General features: G+C 54.5%; 17 protein-coding genes. 4 read left to right on the top strand and 13 right to left on the bottom strand.

Features of this window, described 5'->3' with window-relative positions:
- Positions 1-11 precede the first annotated feature (11 nt).
- From K1718_RS02415 to acs, 3 genes are all read left to right on the top strand, one after another.
- Positions 12-716 carry a hypothetical protein gene (locus tag K1718_RS02415; RefSeq protein WP_265679862.1) on the top strand — a complete coding sequence of 235 codons (705 nt, stop codon included), beginning with the start codon at positions 12-14 and terminating at the stop codon, positions 714-716.
- A 78-nt stretch (positions 717-794) separates the two neighbouring features.
- Positions 795-1193, top strand: a complete 399-nt coding sequence (locus tag K1718_RS02410; protein ID WP_152499232.1) for a DUF1761 domain-containing protein — start codon at positions 795-797, stop codon at positions 1191-1193.
- 182 nt (positions 1194-1375) lie between these two features.
- Complete coding sequence (acs, locus tag K1718_RS02405) at positions 1376-3313, top strand: acetate--CoA ligase (RefSeq protein ID WP_265679863.1); 1938 nt, start codon at positions 1376-1378, stop codon at positions 3311-3313.
- Between the two features lie 68 nt (positions 3314-3381).
- Here acs and K1718_RS02400 read toward each other — a convergent pair whose 3' ends face one another.
- The 5 genes from K1718_RS02400 to trmD form a co-directional block, all read right to left on the bottom strand.
- Positions 3382-4752 (bottom strand): pilus assembly protein, encoded by a 1371-nt coding sequence (locus tag K1718_RS02400; RefSeq protein WP_265679864.1) that lies wholly within the window; start codon positions 4750-4752, stop codon positions 3382-3384.
- 145 nt (positions 4753-4897) lie between these two features.
- Positions 4898-5455: an HNH endonuclease gene (locus K1718_RS02395; RefSeq protein ID WP_152499229.1), complete on the bottom strand. Its 558-nt coding sequence runs from the start codon at positions 5453-5455 to the stop codon at positions 4898-4900.
- Between the two features lie 381 nt (positions 5456-5836).
- Positions 5837-7249 (bottom strand): 3-isopropylmalate dehydratase large subunit, encoded by a 1413-nt coding sequence (gene leuC / locus K1718_RS02390; RefSeq protein ID WP_152499228.1) that lies wholly within the window; start codon positions 7247-7249, stop codon positions 5837-5839.
- Between the two features lie 305 nt (positions 7250-7554).
- A complete protein-coding gene (rplS, locus tag K1718_RS02385; protein ID WP_152499227.1) occupies positions 7555-8025 on the bottom strand; it encodes a 50S ribosomal protein L19 in 471 nt (156 codons plus the stop codon).
- Positions 8026-8336: 311 nt separating this feature from the next.
- The gene (gene trmD, locus K1718_RS02380) at positions 8337-9047 is read right to left on the bottom strand and encodes a tRNA (guanosine(37)-N1)-methyltransferase TrmD (RefSeq protein ID WP_152499226.1); all 711 of its coding nucleotides are present in this window, start codon (positions 9045-9047) and stop codon (positions 8337-8339) included.
- Between the two features lie 179 nt (positions 9048-9226).
- Between trmD and K1718_RS02375 the strand changes: the two genes are divergently transcribed.
- Positions 9227-9745, top strand: a complete 519-nt coding sequence (locus K1718_RS02375; protein ID WP_265679865.1) for a VanZ family protein — start codon at positions 9227-9229, stop codon at positions 9743-9745.
- Here K1718_RS02375 and rimM read toward each other — a convergent pair.
- The 8 genes from rimM to phnL form a co-directional block, all read right to left on the bottom strand.
- Entirely contained in the window at positions 9694-10248 is a 555-nt protein-coding gene (rimM, locus tag K1718_RS02370; protein ID WP_265679866.1) for a ribosome maturation factor RimM, read from the bottom strand. The genes K1718_RS02375 and rimM overlap by 52 nt on opposite strands.
- Positions 10249-10295: 47 nt before the next feature.
- On the bottom strand, positions 10296-10700 hold the full coding sequence (rpsP, locus tag K1718_RS02365) for a 30S ribosomal protein S16 (RefSeq protein ID WP_152499223.1): 405 nt from the start codon (positions 10698-10700) through the stop codon (positions 10296-10298).
- Between the two features lie 17 nt (positions 10701-10717).
- Positions 10718-11041 (bottom strand): chorismate mutase, encoded by a 324-nt coding sequence (locus K1718_RS02360; protein ID WP_265679867.1) that lies wholly within the window; start codon positions 11039-11041, stop codon positions 10718-10720.
- Positions 11038-12585 (bottom strand): signal recognition particle protein, encoded by a 1548-nt coding sequence (ffh, locus tag K1718_RS02355; protein ID WP_152499221.1) that lies wholly within the window; start codon positions 12583-12585, stop codon positions 11038-11040. The genes K1718_RS02360 and ffh overlap by 4 nt, the downstream gene beginning before the upstream one ends.
- 283 nt (positions 12586-12868) lie before the next feature.
- A complete protein-coding gene (phnN, locus tag K1718_RS02350; RefSeq protein WP_265679868.1) occupies positions 12869-13435 on the bottom strand; it encodes a phosphonate metabolism protein/1,5-bisphosphokinase (PRPP-forming) PhnN in 567 nt (188 codons plus the stop codon).
- Position 13436: 1 nt separating this feature from the next.
- Positions 13437-14582 (bottom strand): alpha-D-ribose 1-methylphosphonate 5-triphosphate diphosphatase, encoded by a 1146-nt coding sequence (locus tag K1718_RS02345; RefSeq protein ID WP_265679869.1) that lies wholly within the window; start codon positions 14580-14582, stop codon positions 13437-13439.
- Positions 14579-15328 carry a DUF1045 domain-containing protein gene (locus K1718_RS02340; protein WP_265679870.1) on the bottom strand — a complete coding sequence of 250 codons (750 nt, stop codon included), beginning with the start codon at positions 15326-15328 and terminating at the stop codon, positions 14579-14581. The genes K1718_RS02345 and K1718_RS02340 overlap by 4 nt, the downstream gene beginning before the upstream one ends.
- A gap of 123 nt (positions 15329-15451) precedes the next feature.
- Positions 15452-16156 (bottom strand): phosphonate C-P lyase system protein PhnL, encoded by a 705-nt coding sequence (gene phnL / locus K1718_RS02335; protein WP_265679871.1) that lies wholly within the window; start codon positions 16154-16156, stop codon positions 15452-15454.
- Between the last annotated feature and the right edge of the window lie 15 nt (positions 16157-16171).

Raw genomic sequence — 16171 nt, 5'->3', positions numbered from 1 at the left:
GCAACGTTTTCATGGATTCCGTCAGACAAAGCACCTGCGCACACAACAATGCGCTCTGGTGCGACTCGGTTCTGAAGGCCGCTGGCGCCAACTCCCGTTTTCAAACGGGTTTTTGGTCTGCAGAAGATAAAGTTCTCCCGCTGTATCCGAATGTCGTGACACTTACAAAGAAACCGGGTGCGGAGCTCTATAGCGTTTTAAGGTCCCTCCCGTCCGGGGCCTCGGTCAAGGACAGTTTCGATGCGCTTGATCTTTCCGCACTTGGATTTCAAAAGCTTTTCTCAGCCACCTGGCTGTTTCGGTCCGATCAGACCAATCGGAAACCGCCAGTGTCTTCAGACTGGTTAAAAATCAATCATCTGCAGGCATTCAAAAAATGGCTCCAGAATTGGAACGGCAACGAAGCACTTCACAACGTGTTACCGGCCAGGCTTATGGACGTTCCAACGGTCGAATTTGCGGCCATCCAGAAAGACGGAGATTTCCGCGCCGGTGCGGTTTTCAACTCCGGGCCGAAACTGGAGGGGCGTGACGTCATCGGATTATCCAACATTTTCTGTCGCCGAAGCTGGCTCTACAGCGCACTCCACGATCTTCTGGCGCCTTTCCCGCATAAATCCGTATGCACCTACGAGAATGATGAGACCATCCTGCCGGTCTATCGTCAGCTCGGATTTGAAGACTGCGGCCACTTGCGCGTTTGGACAAAAATCTGACCCCCTCAAGCGAAAACTGCCGCTTGATCTTTGCCTCAATACCGACCACGCTGTCGTGAAAAATAGGGAGGGTCGCCAATGATGTTCGACGGCATAAACCTGGTTGCGGTTGCGGCAGCGGCAGTTGCATCCTTCATCTTCGGCTCTGTCTGGTATGGCTTGCTCGGCAAGGCATGGATGAAAGCGGCCAGCTTGACCGAGGCACAGACCAAACCAGATCCCGTTACCCTTGGACTGACCTTTGTCTGTCAGCTCGTGATGGCCTTCGTTTTTGCCGGCATTGTCTATCACACCGGCTCAACCGATGTTCGAGCGGGCATCATATCTGCGCTCATGGTCTGGGTCGGCATCGTGATGACCACGCAGATCATCAATCATCGCTTTCAGGGGAAACCCTGGAGCCTCACTCTGATAGACGGCGGCCACTGGCTCGGCGTCTTCCTTGTTCAGGGCATCGTACTTGGTCTGCTGAGCTGACGAATACGTAATTCCTCGCATGTTTTGAACGCATTAGACCAAGGAATCGGAGACTAAAGCACTAAACCTTGGTTCTGGACTTGGCGTGGGCCGTACGCATAATGGCCCCGGAAAATAGGTCATCGGCTGGGCATGAGGATACCCGGCTGCCGGCCCGACAGTTGTTTGTGGGAGGTTCTCATATGTCTGACTCAGTTTTTCCCGTTCCTGCGGAAGTTGCCGCCCGGGCGCATGTCGACAATACCAAATATCTGGAAATGTATCAGCGCTCAGTGGACGATCCGGACGGGTTCTGGGGCGAACACGGCAAACGGGTCGACTGGATCAAGCCGTATACCAAGGTCAAGAACACGTCTTACGACTACCACAACGTGTCGATCAAATGGTTCGAAGACGGCACTTTGAACGTTTCAGCCAACTGCATAGACCGGCATCTGGCAACACGTGGCGACCAGCCTGCCATCATCTGGGAAGGCGATGATCCGAGCGAATCCAAGATCATCACCTACAAGGAGCTGCACCAGGAAGTGAACCGGTTCGCCAACGTCCTGCACGGGCAGGGTGTCAAGAAGGGTGACCGTGTAACCATCTACCTTCCGATGATCCCGGAAGCAGCTTACGCGATGCTGGCCTGCGCGCGCATCGGAGCCGTACATTCTATTGTCTTCGGTGGTTTTTCGCCCGACAGTCTTGCCCAACGGATTGAGGGCTGCAAGTCAGACTGTGTGATCACGGCAGACGAAGGCCTGCGCGGCGGCCGCAAGGTTCCCCTCAAGGCCAATGTCGACATGGCAGCCGAAAAGGCTCCCGTCAAAAGCGTTGTCGTAGTCAGACGCACCGGCGGTGACATCACGATGCAGGACGGGCGCGACGTCTGGTACCACGAAGAAGCCGCACGGGTTTCCGATCACTGTGAGCCGGTGGAAATGAACGCGGAAGATCCGCTGTTCATTCTTTACACCTCCGGTTCAACGGGACAGCCGAAAGGCGTGCTGCACACAACAGGCGGCTACCTCGTTTATGCGTCCATGACCCATGAATACGTCTTTGACTACCATGAAGGCGATATCTACTGGTGTACGGCAGATGTGGGCTGGGTCACGGGACACAGCTATATCGTCTATGGACCGCTTGCGAATGGCGCTACCACGCTGATGTTCGAAGGGGTCCCAACCTATCCTGGGCCAGGCCGGTTCTGGGAAGTCTGCGACAAGCACAACGTCAACATTTTCTACACCGCACCGACTGCCATCCGTGCATTGATGGGCGCCGGGGACGAGCATGTCACCAACACGTCCCGCAAATCTTTGCGTTTGCTGGGGTCCGTGGGAGAGCCAATCAACCCGGAAGCCTGGAACTGGTATTATGATGTCGTCGGCGAAAAGCGCTGTCCGATTGTCGACACCTGGTGGCAGACGGAAACAGGCGGCATCCTGATCACACCATTGCCGGGCGCGACGGATCTCAAACCAGGCTCGGCAACACGTCCGTTCTTCGGCGTTCAGCCTGCTGTTGTCGATGCGGAAGGTAAGTTCCTCGAAGGTGCAACGGAAGGTAACCTCGTGATCAAGGACAGCTGGCCTGGCCAGATGCGAACGGTTTATGGCGATCATGACCGCTTCGTACAGACCTATTTCGCGACCTACAAAGGCCTATACTTCACGGGCGATGGCTGCCGGCGGGACGAAGACGGCTATTACTGGATCACGGGCCGTGTTGATGACGTTATCAACGTGTCCGGCCATCGCATGGGCACGGCCGAGGTTGAAAGCGCACTCGTCGCCCACCCGATGGTGTCCGAAGCGGCGGTGGTTGGTTACCCGCACGATATCAAGGGTCAGGGCATCTATGCCTATGTCACCTTGATGGAGGGCGAGGAACCTACCGACGAACTGAAAAAAGAACTCGTCAAGCATGTGCGCGCCGAAATCGGCCCGATCGCGTCGCCGGACCTGATCCAGTTCTCGCCCGGCCTGCCCAAGACCCGCTCCGGCAAGATCATGCGCCGTATCCTGCGCAAGATTGCGGAAGACAGCTTTGATAATCTCGGCGACACGTCGACCTTGGCAGATCCGACGGTCGTCGACGACCTGATCGACAATCGCCAGAACCGAGCCTGATCAGACAGACCAAGACCAAACAAAAAAGCCCGCCATTTCGGCGGGCTTTTTTAGTTTCCTGCAGCTGATTATCTTGAAATATAGATCTGCTGAATTTTCTTGGCAATGTTTGCGAATGCCTGGATCAAATCACTCGAAGAACTAGCTTGGTAGTAGTTGCCGGTATCCGCACAAGCCTTCATCACCTTGGCACCATTGGAATTTCCGTTTGTTCCAAAATAAACGCCAAACATTTCAATGTCTTCGTCTCTCATTGCATCACAAAGAGATCTTGCGCGTACTGACGACTCACCGTCGTAACCCCACTCTGATCTTTCAAGCCAATAATTTCGCTTTTTACCGCTTTTCTTTGCTTTGCAGGTGCCGGTGTATTCACCATCATCCTTCAGTTTCTCACATTCAGTGTAAGTCATTTTGACTTTCTCATAGTGAGTGTTGAAATCACCGTCTGTCATAATAAGCGCAAACTTGAGGACATCTTCATCGGTGTAAGCTGCACCTACTGACCCAGAAGGCCACAAGTCACTCCAATTTGGAGAGAGTGTATACCAACCCCATCCAATGCCCGTATGGCCAGCCGTGTAACCATCCGTCTCCAGATCGCCGATTGCCTTTAACAATTTCGACCTGTCATCCGTTAGGGGAAGGATTTCTGAGTCCGAACAATCCTGTGTGCGATATGTGCCCGACCCATCGCCAATTGCCGTCTTGGAATAACTAGCGTCCGTATATTGCTGTTTACCTGCGCGTTCGGTTGCACACCGACTGCTGAATTTTTTTGTTGCCGTTTCAGCGTAGTCCCCGAGATTGACGCCAACGCTATAAGGTACAATCGAAATTTTGACTTTGCCGTCCTTGGAGTCATCTGGGATCAGGATGTTTACAACGGCTTCGGCAGCATCTTTAAGGTCTTCAATCTCCCCTGACATTGAACCCGTCACGTCCACAACGAGCGTTAACTCAACATCGAATTTGGAATAGGTAACCTGCGAACTTGTACCGAATACAAAGGATTCCGGTCCAAGGTCATCGTCGATCAGATTGCCCATATCAAGAAAATAGTTATCGATAGTGGCGTTAGACGTGACGGTGACAAGGCCATTTTCCGGATCGACCGTATAGTCAAGATTGTCGATCGCTTCGTCCAGGAAATGTGCATCGGCCAAGTTGGCTCGAAATGAATCTTCAAGTGCTGCCTTGATCTCATCATCCGACATTACAGATGTGGACAAATCAGCAGCGACAGACAAGGCAGCTGCGTCAAGTGCATAGGATAACTTCTCGCGCGCATTCACTGTGCGTGAAATGTCGACCGATGCACCGATGATGACAATTAGGAACACCGCGCAGATAGCGAAGATCGGCAATACCGATCCTTCACGCGAACTTTTTAGGCGGCGAACATGTTGTCCGAAAGATTTAAAGAGCTGAAAACGCATGACTGCCTCATTGTTTCAAGAGACAGTACTACAAAAAAGTACCTAATTTCTTAAACTGTCATTGTAGCAAATATGAATAAACTATTAACATTATTATAAAAATCTTATACAAAACAATTCGACACCATAGTTTCTGCCTTTTTTCTCACGGCTCCAGCTCAGTATCCCAATAGAGAAAATCGAGCCAGCTATCGTGCAGATAGTTGGGTGGGAATGCGCGGCCGTTGTTGTGCAAGTCCTGAATTGTCGGCTGAAACGGCATGTGCATCGGCCACATGTTGAGCTGTTCGCACGACTTGTTGGATTTGCGCAAATTGCAGGGGGAGCAAGCGGTGATGACATTGTCCCAGGTTGTCAGGCCACCCTTTGAGCGGGGAATGAGGTGATCGAATGTCAGCTCTTCCTTGGAGCTGCAATACTGACACTGGAATTTGTCGCGGAGGAAGACGTTGAAGCGGGTAAAGGCGGGATATCGGCTGGGTTTTACAAAGGTCTTGAGCGAGACAACACTGGGCAATCGAAATTCAAAGCTCGGACTTCGGACCGCTGCATCATATTCGGCAACGATGTTCACCCGATCCAGAAAAACAGCCTTGACGGTGTCCTGCCAACTCCACAGGGACAAAGGGTAGTAGCTCAGGGGCCGGTAGTCTGCATTGAGTACCAACGCCGGATGGGCTCCCTGGGAAACCGCTATCGTCACTCTCCGCTCCTTATCGTTTAGAACGATCTCCCTTCATCAGGGCAAATCGCTCCAACTCCTAAAGTCCGATCAGCCAGCATTCCCGCGTCAGCGCGGGAAACCAAGTTGATCGCGCCGGATTGTTCTGTGCCCGGATAATCGGACAGCGGAACATGTCCTTATGTGACCGGAGTATTGTAGTGCCGAGGTGACAGTCTTGTGAAGCCCGCCTTTTTCAATTCCGGTCACAGTTGTTGAAAGGTGTTTTCCGTCAAAGGATTTTTCGTAAATCTATGAATCATTTGCGCAAACGCCACGCCAGCTGCGTCATTGTGACAGATCTACGTTTGAAACGAAAAAGGGCGCCCGGAGGCGCCCTTGATTTGCTTTATCTTGGTCGAATCAATTCGTCGTCCAGTCCCGGATATCGACAAAATGACCTGCAATCGCAGCCGCTGCAGCCATGGCAGGTGACACCAGATGCGTCCGGCCCTTGTGACCCTGACGACCTTCGAAATTCCGGTTGGATGTCGACGCGCAACGCTCGCCCGGCTTCAACTTGTCCGCGTTCATCGCAAGACACATGGAACAGCCTGGCTCGCGCCACTCAAATCCGGCTTCCTTGAACACAAGGTCCAGACCTTCTTCCTCAGCCTGTTCTTTTACCAGACCCGACCCTGGAACAACCATGGCATTGACGTGAGAAGCGACCTTGTGATTTCCGATAACAGCGGCAGCTGCCCGAAGGTCTTCGATCCGACCATTGGTGCAGGAGCCAATAAAGGCCCGATCGATCTTGATGTCCGTGATCTTTGTACCGGGTTCAAGGCCCATGTAGTCGAGTGCGCGCTTTTTGGAATCGCGCCGGTTTTCGTCATCGATTTCGGCTGGATCGGGCACCACGCCTTCGACTGACACAACATCTTCAGGAGAGGACCCCCAGGAAACGATCGGCGGCAGATTGGCAGCGTCAAGTTCCACGACCTTGTCGAAATAGGCATCAGCATCGGAATAAAGGGTTTTCCAATAGGACAGCGCCATCTCCCAGGCCTCTCCCTTGGGAGCTTTCGGCCGGCCGTCGATATAGTCGAACGTGGTCTGGTCCGGGGCGATCAGACCCGCACGGGCACCGGCCTCAATGGACATGTTACACACCGTCATCCGGCCTTCCATGGACAGCGAACGAATGGCTTCACCAGCATATTCGATCACATAGCCCGTGCCACCGGCTGTACCGATCTCGCCGATAATCGCCAGCACGATGTCCTTGGCGGTCACGCCTTCGGGGATCTCACCCTCGACCTTGACCAGCATGTTCTTGGCTTTTTTCTGGATCAGTGTCTGCGTTGCCAGAACGTGCTCGACCTCAGATGTGCCAATGCCGTGCGCCAAAGATCCGAAAGCGCCATGGGTTGATGTGTGGCTGTCACCGCAGACGATTGTCATTCCAGGCAGGGTAAAGCCCTGTTCAGGACCCACAATGTGAACAACGCCCTGGCGCATATCCAGTTCTGAATAATATTCGATGCCGAATTCAGTGGCGTTCTTGGCAAGCGTTTCGACCTGCAATGCAGATTCCGGATCGTCGATACCGTGTCTGCGGTCAGTGGTCGGGACGTTGTGGTCGACGACCGCCAGTGTCTTTTGCGGCTGACGCACCTTGCGGCCATGCATGCGCAAACCCTCAAACGCCTGGGGGCTTGTCACTTCGTGCACCAGATGACGATCAATATAAAGCAGACCAGTTCCATCCGGCTGCATATCGACTGCATGATCGTCCCAGATTTTGTCGTAAAGCGTCCGTGCCTTAGCCATGGATCTCTCCTCATTTTCGACCGGAGATGCGCGCCTGTCATGAGGCAGCGTTTCTCTCCGGAGTTTCTTCGGACTCAGCTGAGTCTCAAGTCGCGTCCTGTAAACTCAAGCTTTGAAAGCCTGCTGGCACCTTGCACGGCGCCGGTTGCCCTAGTGAATGGCGCAGCGTTGCTTGAAGGTCAAGCATTGCCGAGTTGAGTTGAATTCAACTGAGATTGACCGTCAGATCGTCAGCCATCACCAGACTGCAAAAAAGGCGGCCTCTGGGACCGCCTTTCCAAAAAGTGTTTTCAAGCCAGATCGGCTTATTCTGCAGCGTTTTCAGCTGCTTCTGCTTCGGCCTTTTTCGCTTCTGCCTTGGCAACTTTTGCAGCAGCAGCTTCAGCGCGCTGCTCCTCGTTGAGGCGCTTGGAGCGAACATTGGTGTTTTCGGTGATGCGTGCAGACTTACCACGACGGTCGCGCAGATAGTAAAGCTTCGCGCGGCGCACTTTACCGCGGCGGACAACTTCCACGCCTTCAAGCATCGGAGAGTAGATCGGGAAGACACGCTCTACGCCTTCACCGTAAGAAATCTTGCGAACCGTGAAGCTCTCGTTGATGCCGCCGCCGGAACGGGCGATGCAGACACCTTCGTAAGCCTGTGTACGTGTCCGGTTACCTTCGGTGACCTTCACATTGACGCGAACGGTATCACCTGGAGAAAATTCCGGCAGTTTGCGCTGCTCTTCAATTTTCGCCATTTCTTCAGCATTAAGCTGTTCGATGATGTTCATGGCATTTTTCCCTTTTCATTTACAAAGCGGTCAGAGCGCTGTCCGGTTCTAAGGCCGGAAACGGGTTCACCGACTTTGGGCCATGGTGCATTATCTGCCGGAATTTTCTGAGTATTTGCGTCTCAGGAGAAGCAATTCAGGAAACACGCCCCCTATCAGGATGGTCATGCCTCTTCCAACATCGCGGGCGTATACAGGAAATCTCGCAAAATGTCATTAGAGAATATGCAAAAATGGGCTTCTTAATCTGAGGTTTGCCGTCAATTGACGTATTTGGTTCGGCTACGACCTCCCCGGGCACATTCGAGCACTCAATCCACGTCATCTTCATCCGCCATATAGGCATCCCATAGATCCGGTCTGCGTTCACGGGTGAGGCGCTCTGCTTCGGCCATGCGCCAGTCATGGATTTTCTTGTGATTTCCCGAAGTCAGAACTTCTGGAATGGCACGTCCTTCAAATTCCGCAGGGCGCGTATAGTGCGGGTGCTCCAAAAGCCCGGTTTCGAAGCTTTCCGTATCTGCACTTTCCATATTCCCCATGACACCGGGGATCAGCCGGATAATCGCGTCCAGCATCGTGATCGCACCGATCTCGCCGCCCGACAGTATGTAATCGCCTATTGAAACCTCTTCGAGATCCCGCCCGTCGATCACACGTTGATCAACACCTTCAAAACGACCACAGATGATAATTGCGCCGGGCCCGGCGGCCAGCTCGTGGGCGCGTTCCTGCGTGAAGGGAAGTCCGCGCGGGCTCATCAATATTCGTGGACGCGGGTCTTCGGAAGACGCTGCGGCATCGATCGCCTTTGCCAGAATGTCTGCACGCAGAACCATTCCAGCACCACCGCCAGCAGGCGTGTCATCTACTGAGCGATGTTTATCTGTTGCAAAGTCCCGGATCTGGCGTGTCTCAAGGTTCCAAAGGTCCTTTTCCAAAGCTCTACCAGACAAGCTGTGGCCAAGCGGGCCTGGAAACATGTCCGGGTAAAGGGTCAACAGTGTCGCCTTGAACGCCATTGCGCTTCGTCTTTCAGTGCTTTTCCGGCCGGGTTACATCGCCGATATCTGTGCAGTTAGGAATAGGTTAACCATAACAAAAAAAGTCAACGCACCCTTACAGGTTCTTAACCTGAAGGAAGCACTGATTAGGGTACGGCCCATCGTGTGGCAAGTGCGTTTCAGTCAGGTGTCCCAAGGTGGTCAGGTTTCCAGTCTTCCGTTTCAAACTACCGGCGTTCGTGCAGGACCGGATTGACCGGCATTATCTTGATATCTCCATGAGCCGTTTGTTGCCGCTGGTCATCCTGATCAGCTTCGGTGTGCTTGTAGGACTGGTGTTCAACACCGGCGTCAGCCATCCCTATGACAAGGTCATCCATATCGGCTTCTTCGCGTTACTGACCCTTTCCATCCATGCACTGTTTTGTTGTCGCTTGCGGATATCGGCCGTTGTCGCCTTTGCCATGGGTTTGGCAGGAGAAGTGGTTCAAGGGTTTTTACCGCATCACGAAATGTCGCTTCCTGACGCGTTCGCCAATGGTATTGGCGTGACCCTGGTTGTTGCGTTGATTGCCCTTATCCGGTCCGAGGCACGGCAGGCCGTCAAGGACACTCCGGAAGAACTTGATTTCAGTGGTATGGGTCTAGAACCGGTCCCGACGCGTTACCTGTCAGGTGCGCCTTCTGAAGGCTCAGGCGTTCCTTCGGAAAAATAGTCTTCAGGCAAGTCAAGAAGAACCTTGCCATTGGTGAGGTCGATTTCAGGCACAAAGTCCTTCGTGAAGGGCACGTAAAACGTTCGGCCACGCTTAGGACGAATCTCGAGCAGATCACCGGCACCGAAATCCTGCACCGCAACGATCTTGCCCAGGACCTCATTGCCCTGATCCAGCACCGTCAAGCCATTTAAATCTGAATAGTAGAATTCATCGTCATCAGTCTCGGGAAGCTGGTCGCGGTCGACATAGAGTTCGACGCCGTTCAACGCTTCCGCCTGATTGCGATCAGTGACGCCCTTGAAGCTGGTAATCACGACCGTCTTTTGCACACGCGCTTTATTGACCTCAAACGACCGTTTCCCGTCTTTTGTGGTCAGAACCCCATAGTCGGTGAAGGAGAGCGGGTCATCACCAAAAGGCTTGACCCGCACTTCCCCGCGAATGCCATGAGCTGCACCGATCTTTGCAAGGAGGATCTTCTGATCTTCAGACGAAGTCATGTCAAAAGACCTCCAGCGGCAAGACCGGTGCGCTTAAACATCATTGCTTATTCAGCAGCAGCTTCTTCAGTTGCTGCTTCTTCAGCTGCCGGCTCAGCAGCCGCTGCAGCGGCTTCTTCTTCGGCCATGCGCTTGGCTTCCAGACGCTCTTTCGCCTTTGCACCCGGCTCAGCTTTTTTCGGGTTGTTGCGTGCTTCGCGTTTCAAAAGACCGGCAGCATCCAGGAAACGGTGTACGCGGTCCGTCGGCTTTGCACCGTTGTCGAGCCAGTATTGAATGCGCTCGACATTCAAATTGACGCGCTCTTCGGAATCCTTCGGCAGCATCGGGTCGTAAGAACCAACTTTTTCAATGAAGCGGCCATCACGCGGGGAGCGGATATCTGCAACAACGATACGGTAATACGGGCGCTTCTTGGAACCGCCGCGTGCCAGGCGAATTTTCGTAGCCATTTTTATTTCTCCAGTTTCTAGCTGCCGGCTTTCGCGGCAATGGCTTCATGGTGCCGGATCACTTCGCGAACGATGAAGTTCAGCAGTTTCTCGGCAAAATCAGGATCGAGATTGGCGTCGCCGGCCAGTTGCCTCAGCCGCTCGATCTGAATCTTTTCCCGCGCCGGATCAGCCGGCGGCAGGTCGTTTGTGGCTTTCAGTACACCCACTTTCTGGGTGCATTTGAACCGCTCTGCGAGCATGTGAATGAGCGCTGCATCGATGTTGTCGATAGAGGCTCTGAGTGATTTCAACTCACCAAGCGCTTCGCTCTCTGCGAGCCGTGTTTCAGCTTCGCTCATCGCTTTTTGCCCTTACCCATTCCCGGCAATCCGGGCAGCTTCGGGCCACCCAGACCAGGCAGGCCCGGCATACCGGGGGGCAGTCCGGCACCGCCCAGACCGCCAGGCATGCCACCGGGCAGTCCCTTGGGCAGCTCCATGCCACCCGGCAATTGACCGGATTTGGCCATTTCCTCAAGCTGCTTCGGATCGACATCGGGCATTCCGCCGCCCATGCCGCCCATCAGCTTGCCCAGCATGCCTTTGCCCTTGCCCATCTTCTTCATCATGTCCGCCATCTGGCGATGCATCTTCAGGAGTTTGTTGACGTCAGCTACCTGAACGCCGGAGCCTGCGGCAATACGTTTTTTACGGCTGGCTTTCAGCAGATCAGGCTTCTGCCGTTCCGTCGGTGTCATTGATTGAATGATCGCAACCTGCCGCTTGAACATCTTGTCGTCGATGTTGGCCGCTTCGATCTGCTTTTTCATTTTGCCGACACCGGGAAGCATGCCCATCATTCCGGACATACCGCCAAGTTTTTCCATCTGCTTCAGCTGTTCGGCAAGATCGTCCAGGTCGAAATGACCCTTCTGCATCTTCTTGGCCATCTTGGCGGCTTTTTCCGCGTCGATGGCCTCGGCCGCCTTTTCCACCAGCGAGACGATGTCGCCCATGCCCAGAATACGGTCGGCGATACGTTTCGGGTGAAAGTCTTCAAGAGCGTCGGATTTTTCACCGGTACCGATCAACTTGACCGGTTTGCCCGTAACCGCCTGCATGGACAAGGCCGCACCGCCGCGACCATCACCGTCCATACGTGTCAGCGCAATACCGGTGATGCCGACCCGTTCGTCGAAATTCTTGGCCAGATTAACGGCGTCCTGACCAGTCAGGGAATCGGCTACAAGCAGTATTTCGTGAGGCTGAGCTGCGGATTTGACTTCCGCCATCTCGACCATCAGCGGCTCATCGATATGAATGCGGCCGGCAGTATCGAGCAGGACAACGTCATAACCGCCAAGCTTTGCAGCCGACATGGCTCGATTGGCGATCTCAACAGGGCCCTGGCCTTCGATGATCGGCAACGTGTCGATCTCGTTCTGCTCACCAAGAACCTTCAGCTGCTCCTGAGCCGCCGGACGGCGGGTATCAAGCGATGCCATCAGGACACGGCGCTTGTCGCGCAGGGTCATCCGCCGGGCAATCTTTGCAGTCGTGGTCGTTTTACCTGAACCTTGCAGACCGACCATCATGATTGCGACCGGCGCGGGCGCATTGAGATCGATCGGTTGCCCTTCTTCGCCGAGCATCTCAATCAGCTGATCGTGCACAATCTTCACGACCATCTGGCCAGGCGTGACGGACTTTACCACTTCCGCGCCGACAGCCCGGTTGCGAACCTTGTCGGTAAAGGAGCGAACGATCGGCAACGCGACATCGGCTTCAATCAGCGCACGGCGAATTTCGCGCAGCGCTTCATTGACGTCGTTTTCGGACAACGCACCACGGCCCGTGAGCTTGTCGAAAATTCCGCTTAATCGATCGGACAGGCTTTCAAACATCAGTGGTCCTTAAACTCGTCAGTTTCGGGAGAACTCCCGATCCATATGGGCAACCGGTACACAAATCCAAACAGTTCGAGCCATGCAAAGCAGTTTAGCACCCGAGGGCGCAACGCGCTGTCGGGTGTTAACCTCCGGGCTCTCTTTACACCTGTGCGGGTCCCGGTCGGCAGTTCGAATTTCAGTCACTCAAATGGAGTTGGCGGGTCTATGCCTGAAACGTTGGAAGGAGTCAAGGAAGCTGCGGCAATTGCCGTCCCCCGATTGTGCAGCCCGACCGCGCCTAGTAGCCCAGCGCTTTCATCATTGCTGCAACACCATCTTCGACTGTACCCGTGTTTTCAATTCTGACCAGGTTCGCAACCTGGTCCGGCTCCAGATCAGCCCTTTGAAGCCGTCGCCTGATGTCATCTTTGGTTTCCCGCCCACGGGCGGACAGACGCTCGGCAAGCACTTCAATTGGAGCCGTAATCAGAAGAACGATAGCCGATTGATACTTTTGCGCCGCCCGCTCAAGAACTTTCCGTGATCCATTGGCAATCACCGTCACTCCCATGTCGATGGCCGCATCATAGGATTTCGGAATGACATAGCCCAGACCGTGCGCTTCCCAGGAAAGGGCAACCTCCTGCCTCTCGGCAAGTCGTTCGAATTCATCCCGACTGAGCGTATCGTGGTCTTCCGCCTCCGGGTCTGCGTCACGTGTAATGGCGCGACGCGCAAACACCACATCACTTCTGAACTTCAACCGCTCATGGAGGGCCGCCATAAGCGTGTCTTTTCCGGCTCCGCTCGGTCCAACAACCAAAACCATGCGGCCCGGGCCAAGTCCGGCATCATCAACCGGCATGTCAGGCAACCCGCCGGCCCTCACGCCAGACACCCCGGACAATCGGAATGTGTCCGACCATCTTCACCTGGATGAGATCCGCCCGTAGACCCGGCGACAATGCACCTCGGTCAGACAGTCCAATGGCGTTGGCCGGTGTCGATGTCACCATGGCAACGGCTTTCGGCAAAGAGATGCTCTCGATCTCTTCCGCCAGCTGAAACGAGGCCTGAAGAAGAGACACTGGAACATAGTCGGAGGACAAAACATCCAGAACACCGGCTTCTGCAAGTTCCCTTGCAGACACGTTGCCGGAGTGTGAGCCGCCCCGGACCACGTTGGGTGCTCCCATAAGGACCGCCATACCGGCCGCATGAGACGCCTTTGCCGCCTCAACCGTCGTTGGAAACTCAGCAATCTTCGTATTCAGGTTGATCGCCTCATCGACATGATCCTGTGTTGCATCGTCATGACTTGCTATGGCGATACCGCGTGCCAGCGCAATTTCCGAGAGCTTTTGCCGGTTTTCCGGTGCCAGGCCGCTGGCACGCTCCTGACGTCGGCGGATAAACTCCTCCATCTGCGCGTCAGAAAAGCCTTTTTTGCCCTGATAATAGATCTTGTAGGCATCCAGCGAAACGAATTGGCGCTGCCCGGGCGTATGGTCCATCAACGAGATCAGGCGAATGCTGTCGTCGTCTTCGAACACCTTGAAAGCCTCGAGCACATCCGGTGCCGAAACTTCACAGCGGAGATGGATAAAGTGGTCGGCCCGCAGTCGATGTTCCTGCTGTCCGGTTTCGATCGCGTCTGCGAGCTTGCGCATATCCGGATATCTAAGATCAGCGTCTTCATCCATGCCGACCCGCAATGCATCGAACACAGTTGTAATACCGGCGCAGGCAATTTGCGCATCGTGCGCCTGAACGGCTGAAACCGGGTTCCAGCGAACCTTTGGGCGCGGTGCATAGTGTGTTTCAAGGTGGTCCGTATGCAGCTCAACCAGACCTGGAAGCAAATAGTCGCCGTCACAATCGTGACCATCTGTTTCTGTGGGAGACGCGACACCGGCAATCAGCCCCGCTTCGTCAATTTGAAGCGAACCGTTCAACACATCGTCGGGCAGAACGAGTTTGGCGTTCTTGAAGACCTTGGGCTGCGTGCTCATGCGTTCTCCTTGCGGGTGAAACTGTCATCGGAAAGCTGGGCGTTGCACGGCGCTGTGCCGCCTGTGAGTTCAAAGATTTTCCGAACCTGAAATGGTGCCCCCGGCTCAGGCTCCACATAAAGCCCGAAATGGCGGCATCCGCGAGGAATGCCCGTCTCCCTTGCAAAGAAGGCACGCGCGGAACCTGTCAGCTTTTCCGCCTCTGTTTCCACTTCGAGTTTGTTCGAAAGCGTCATGTGAAAACGGAATTCATCAAAGATGTAAGGATAGCCCCAGTCTTTCAGGTAAACGTCTTGCTTTGGGGTCAGGCCGCCTTTGCGTCGCCGCTCCAGATCAGCATCGGAAAGTGGTGCCCTGAATTTTTCAAAGTGACGGACGCACAATTCGGCAAAAGCCTTCAGATCCGGTTCGTCCTGGTCAGGTGTGAGCGCCAGAAACTTTCCCAGCCTGTTGACTCCCAGTTTTTGGATTTCAAAAGGTGCAATGCGGCCAGCGAAATCTTCGCAAGCGCTCACCAGTGCCTTTTCCGTTTCACCCTGGCGCAGAAAGAACGGCGCTTTCAGTGTCCCATGAAAACCGTAACGTCGCGGACTGGACGTCAACTCGGCAAACCGCGTATCAGACAGTCCTTCGATGCCGGGCTGCGCTAGCGGATCTCCCGTGAAAGGGTCCCTGCCAAGCCAGGCATTGCCAAGAAGCATCAGGCTGTCATCTGCCGTAGCGGCGAAATAAATTGCATAGCGCATGGTGAACAATCATGTGAAAGGTGGGCGGCTGCAGACGGCCTATCGGTGGGCAATGACCGTTCTGTGACAATTGTCGCCCACCTGCAAGTCCAGAGCGGCTTTTTGATGTATTTCCTGCCGCCACTAGGCGGCTGCCTCGGAGCTGAATGTCGTGACATCGATAATACGGTCGGCTATTTCCTGGCGCACATCCTGATCATGCAGAATGCCGACCATGGCGACGCCCTGCGCCTTTTTCTCTTCCACCAGCCGGACAACCACCGCCCGGTTGGCAGCATCGAGTGATGCGGTCGGTTCATCGAGCAGCAGGACCGGATAGTACGCAATAAAGCCCCTTGCTATGTTGACCCTTTGTTGCTCACCGCCAGAGAAGGTTGCCGGAGGCAAGGTCCAAAGACGTTCAGGAACATTCAGACGCGCAAGGAGGTTTCTTGCCTTGTCACGGCCTTCCTCTTCGCTTGAACCTTGGGCGATCAGCGGTTCAGCGACAACATCCTCTGCCGAAACACGCGGGATCGTGCGCAGAAACTGACTGACATACCCAATGGTATCGCTGCGCAGTTTCAGTATATCGCGGGGTTCAGCGCCGGCCACGTTGACAATATCGTCACCGACGGTCACCAGAATCTGGCCCTGATCGCAACGATAGTTGCCATAGATCATTTTGAGGATTGAGCTTTTGCCGGCACCGGACGGGCCGCCCAGCACAACGCATTCACCGGCATCAACCGAGAATTCGACCTTGTCGACGACAGGAATGACGGTGCCCCCTTGCAGGTGCATGGTGAATGTCTTGCTGACACTGTTGAGATAGAGACGAACAGCCATTGGAAGTGACCCCGT

It is taken from the genome of Roseibium porphyridii (assembly GCF_026191725.2).
GTDB classification, from domain to species: Bacteria; Pseudomonadota; Alphaproteobacteria; order Rhizobiales; family Stappiaceae; genus Roseibium; species Roseibium porphyridii.
Note: the sequence above shows the minus strand (reverse complement) of the source record. Positions and strands in the feature narration are given on the sequence as shown.

What these genes read in the sequence shown, in the direction of transcription:
- K1718_RS02345 (WP_265679869.1), bottom strand. Translation starts at nt 14,582, where the DNA reads ATGAGCACGCAGCCCAAGGTCTTCAAGAACGCCAAACTCGTTCTGCCC.
- acs (WP_265679863.1), top strand. Translation starts at nt 1,376, where the DNA reads ATGTCTGACTCAGTTTTTCCCGTTCCTGCGGAAGTTGCCGCCCGGGCG.
- rimM (WP_265679866.1), bottom strand. Translation starts at nt 10,248, where the DNA reads ATGACTTCGTCTGAAGATCAGAAGATCCTCCTTGCAAAGATCGGTGCA.
- phnL (WP_265679871.1), bottom strand. Translation starts at nt 16,156, where the DNA reads ATGGCTGTTCGTCTCTATCTCAACAGTGTCAGCAAGACATTCACCATG.
- ffh (WP_152499221.1), bottom strand. Translation starts at nt 12,585, where the DNA reads ATGTTTGAAAGCCTGTCCGATCGATTAAGCGGAATTTTCGACAAGCTC.
- K1718_RS02360 (WP_265679867.1), bottom strand. Translation starts at nt 11,041, where the DNA reads ATGAGCGAAGCTGAAACACGGCTCGCAGAGAGCGAAGCGCTTGGTGAG.
- K1718_RS02340 (WP_265679870.1), bottom strand. Translation starts at nt 15,328, where the DNA reads ATGCGCTATGCAATTTATTTCGCCGCTACGGCAGATGACAGCCTGATG.
- leuC (WP_152499228.1), bottom strand. Translation starts at nt 7,249, where the DNA reads ATGGCTAAGGCACGGACGCTTTACGACAAAATCTGGGACGATCATGCA.
- trmD (WP_152499226.1), bottom strand. Translation starts at nt 9,047, where the DNA reads ATGGCGTTCAAGGCGACACTGTTGACCCTTTACCCGGACATGTTTCCA.
- K1718_RS02415 (WP_265679862.1), top strand. Translation starts at nt 12, where the DNA reads ATGGATTCCGTCAGACAAAGCACCTGCGCACACAACAATGCGCTCTGG.
- phnN (WP_265679868.1), bottom strand. Translation starts at nt 13,435, where the DNA reads ATGCCGGTTGATGATGCCGGACTTGGCCCGGGCCGCATGGTTTTGGTT.
- rpsP (WP_152499223.1), bottom strand. Translation starts at nt 10,700, where the DNA reads ATGGCTACGAAAATTCGCCTGGCACGCGGCGGTTCCAAGAAGCGCCCG.
- rplS (WP_152499227.1), bottom strand. Translation starts at nt 8,025, where the DNA reads ATGAACATCATCGAACAGCTTAATGCTGAAGAAATGGCGAAAATTGAA.
- K1718_RS02400 (WP_265679864.1), bottom strand. Translation starts at nt 4,752, where the DNA reads ATGCGTTTTCAGCTCTTTAAATCTTTCGGACAACATGTTCGCCGCCTA.
- K1718_RS02410 (WP_152499232.1), top strand. Translation starts at nt 795, where the DNA reads ATGATGTTCGACGGCATAAACCTGGTTGCGGTTGCGGCAGCGGCAGTT.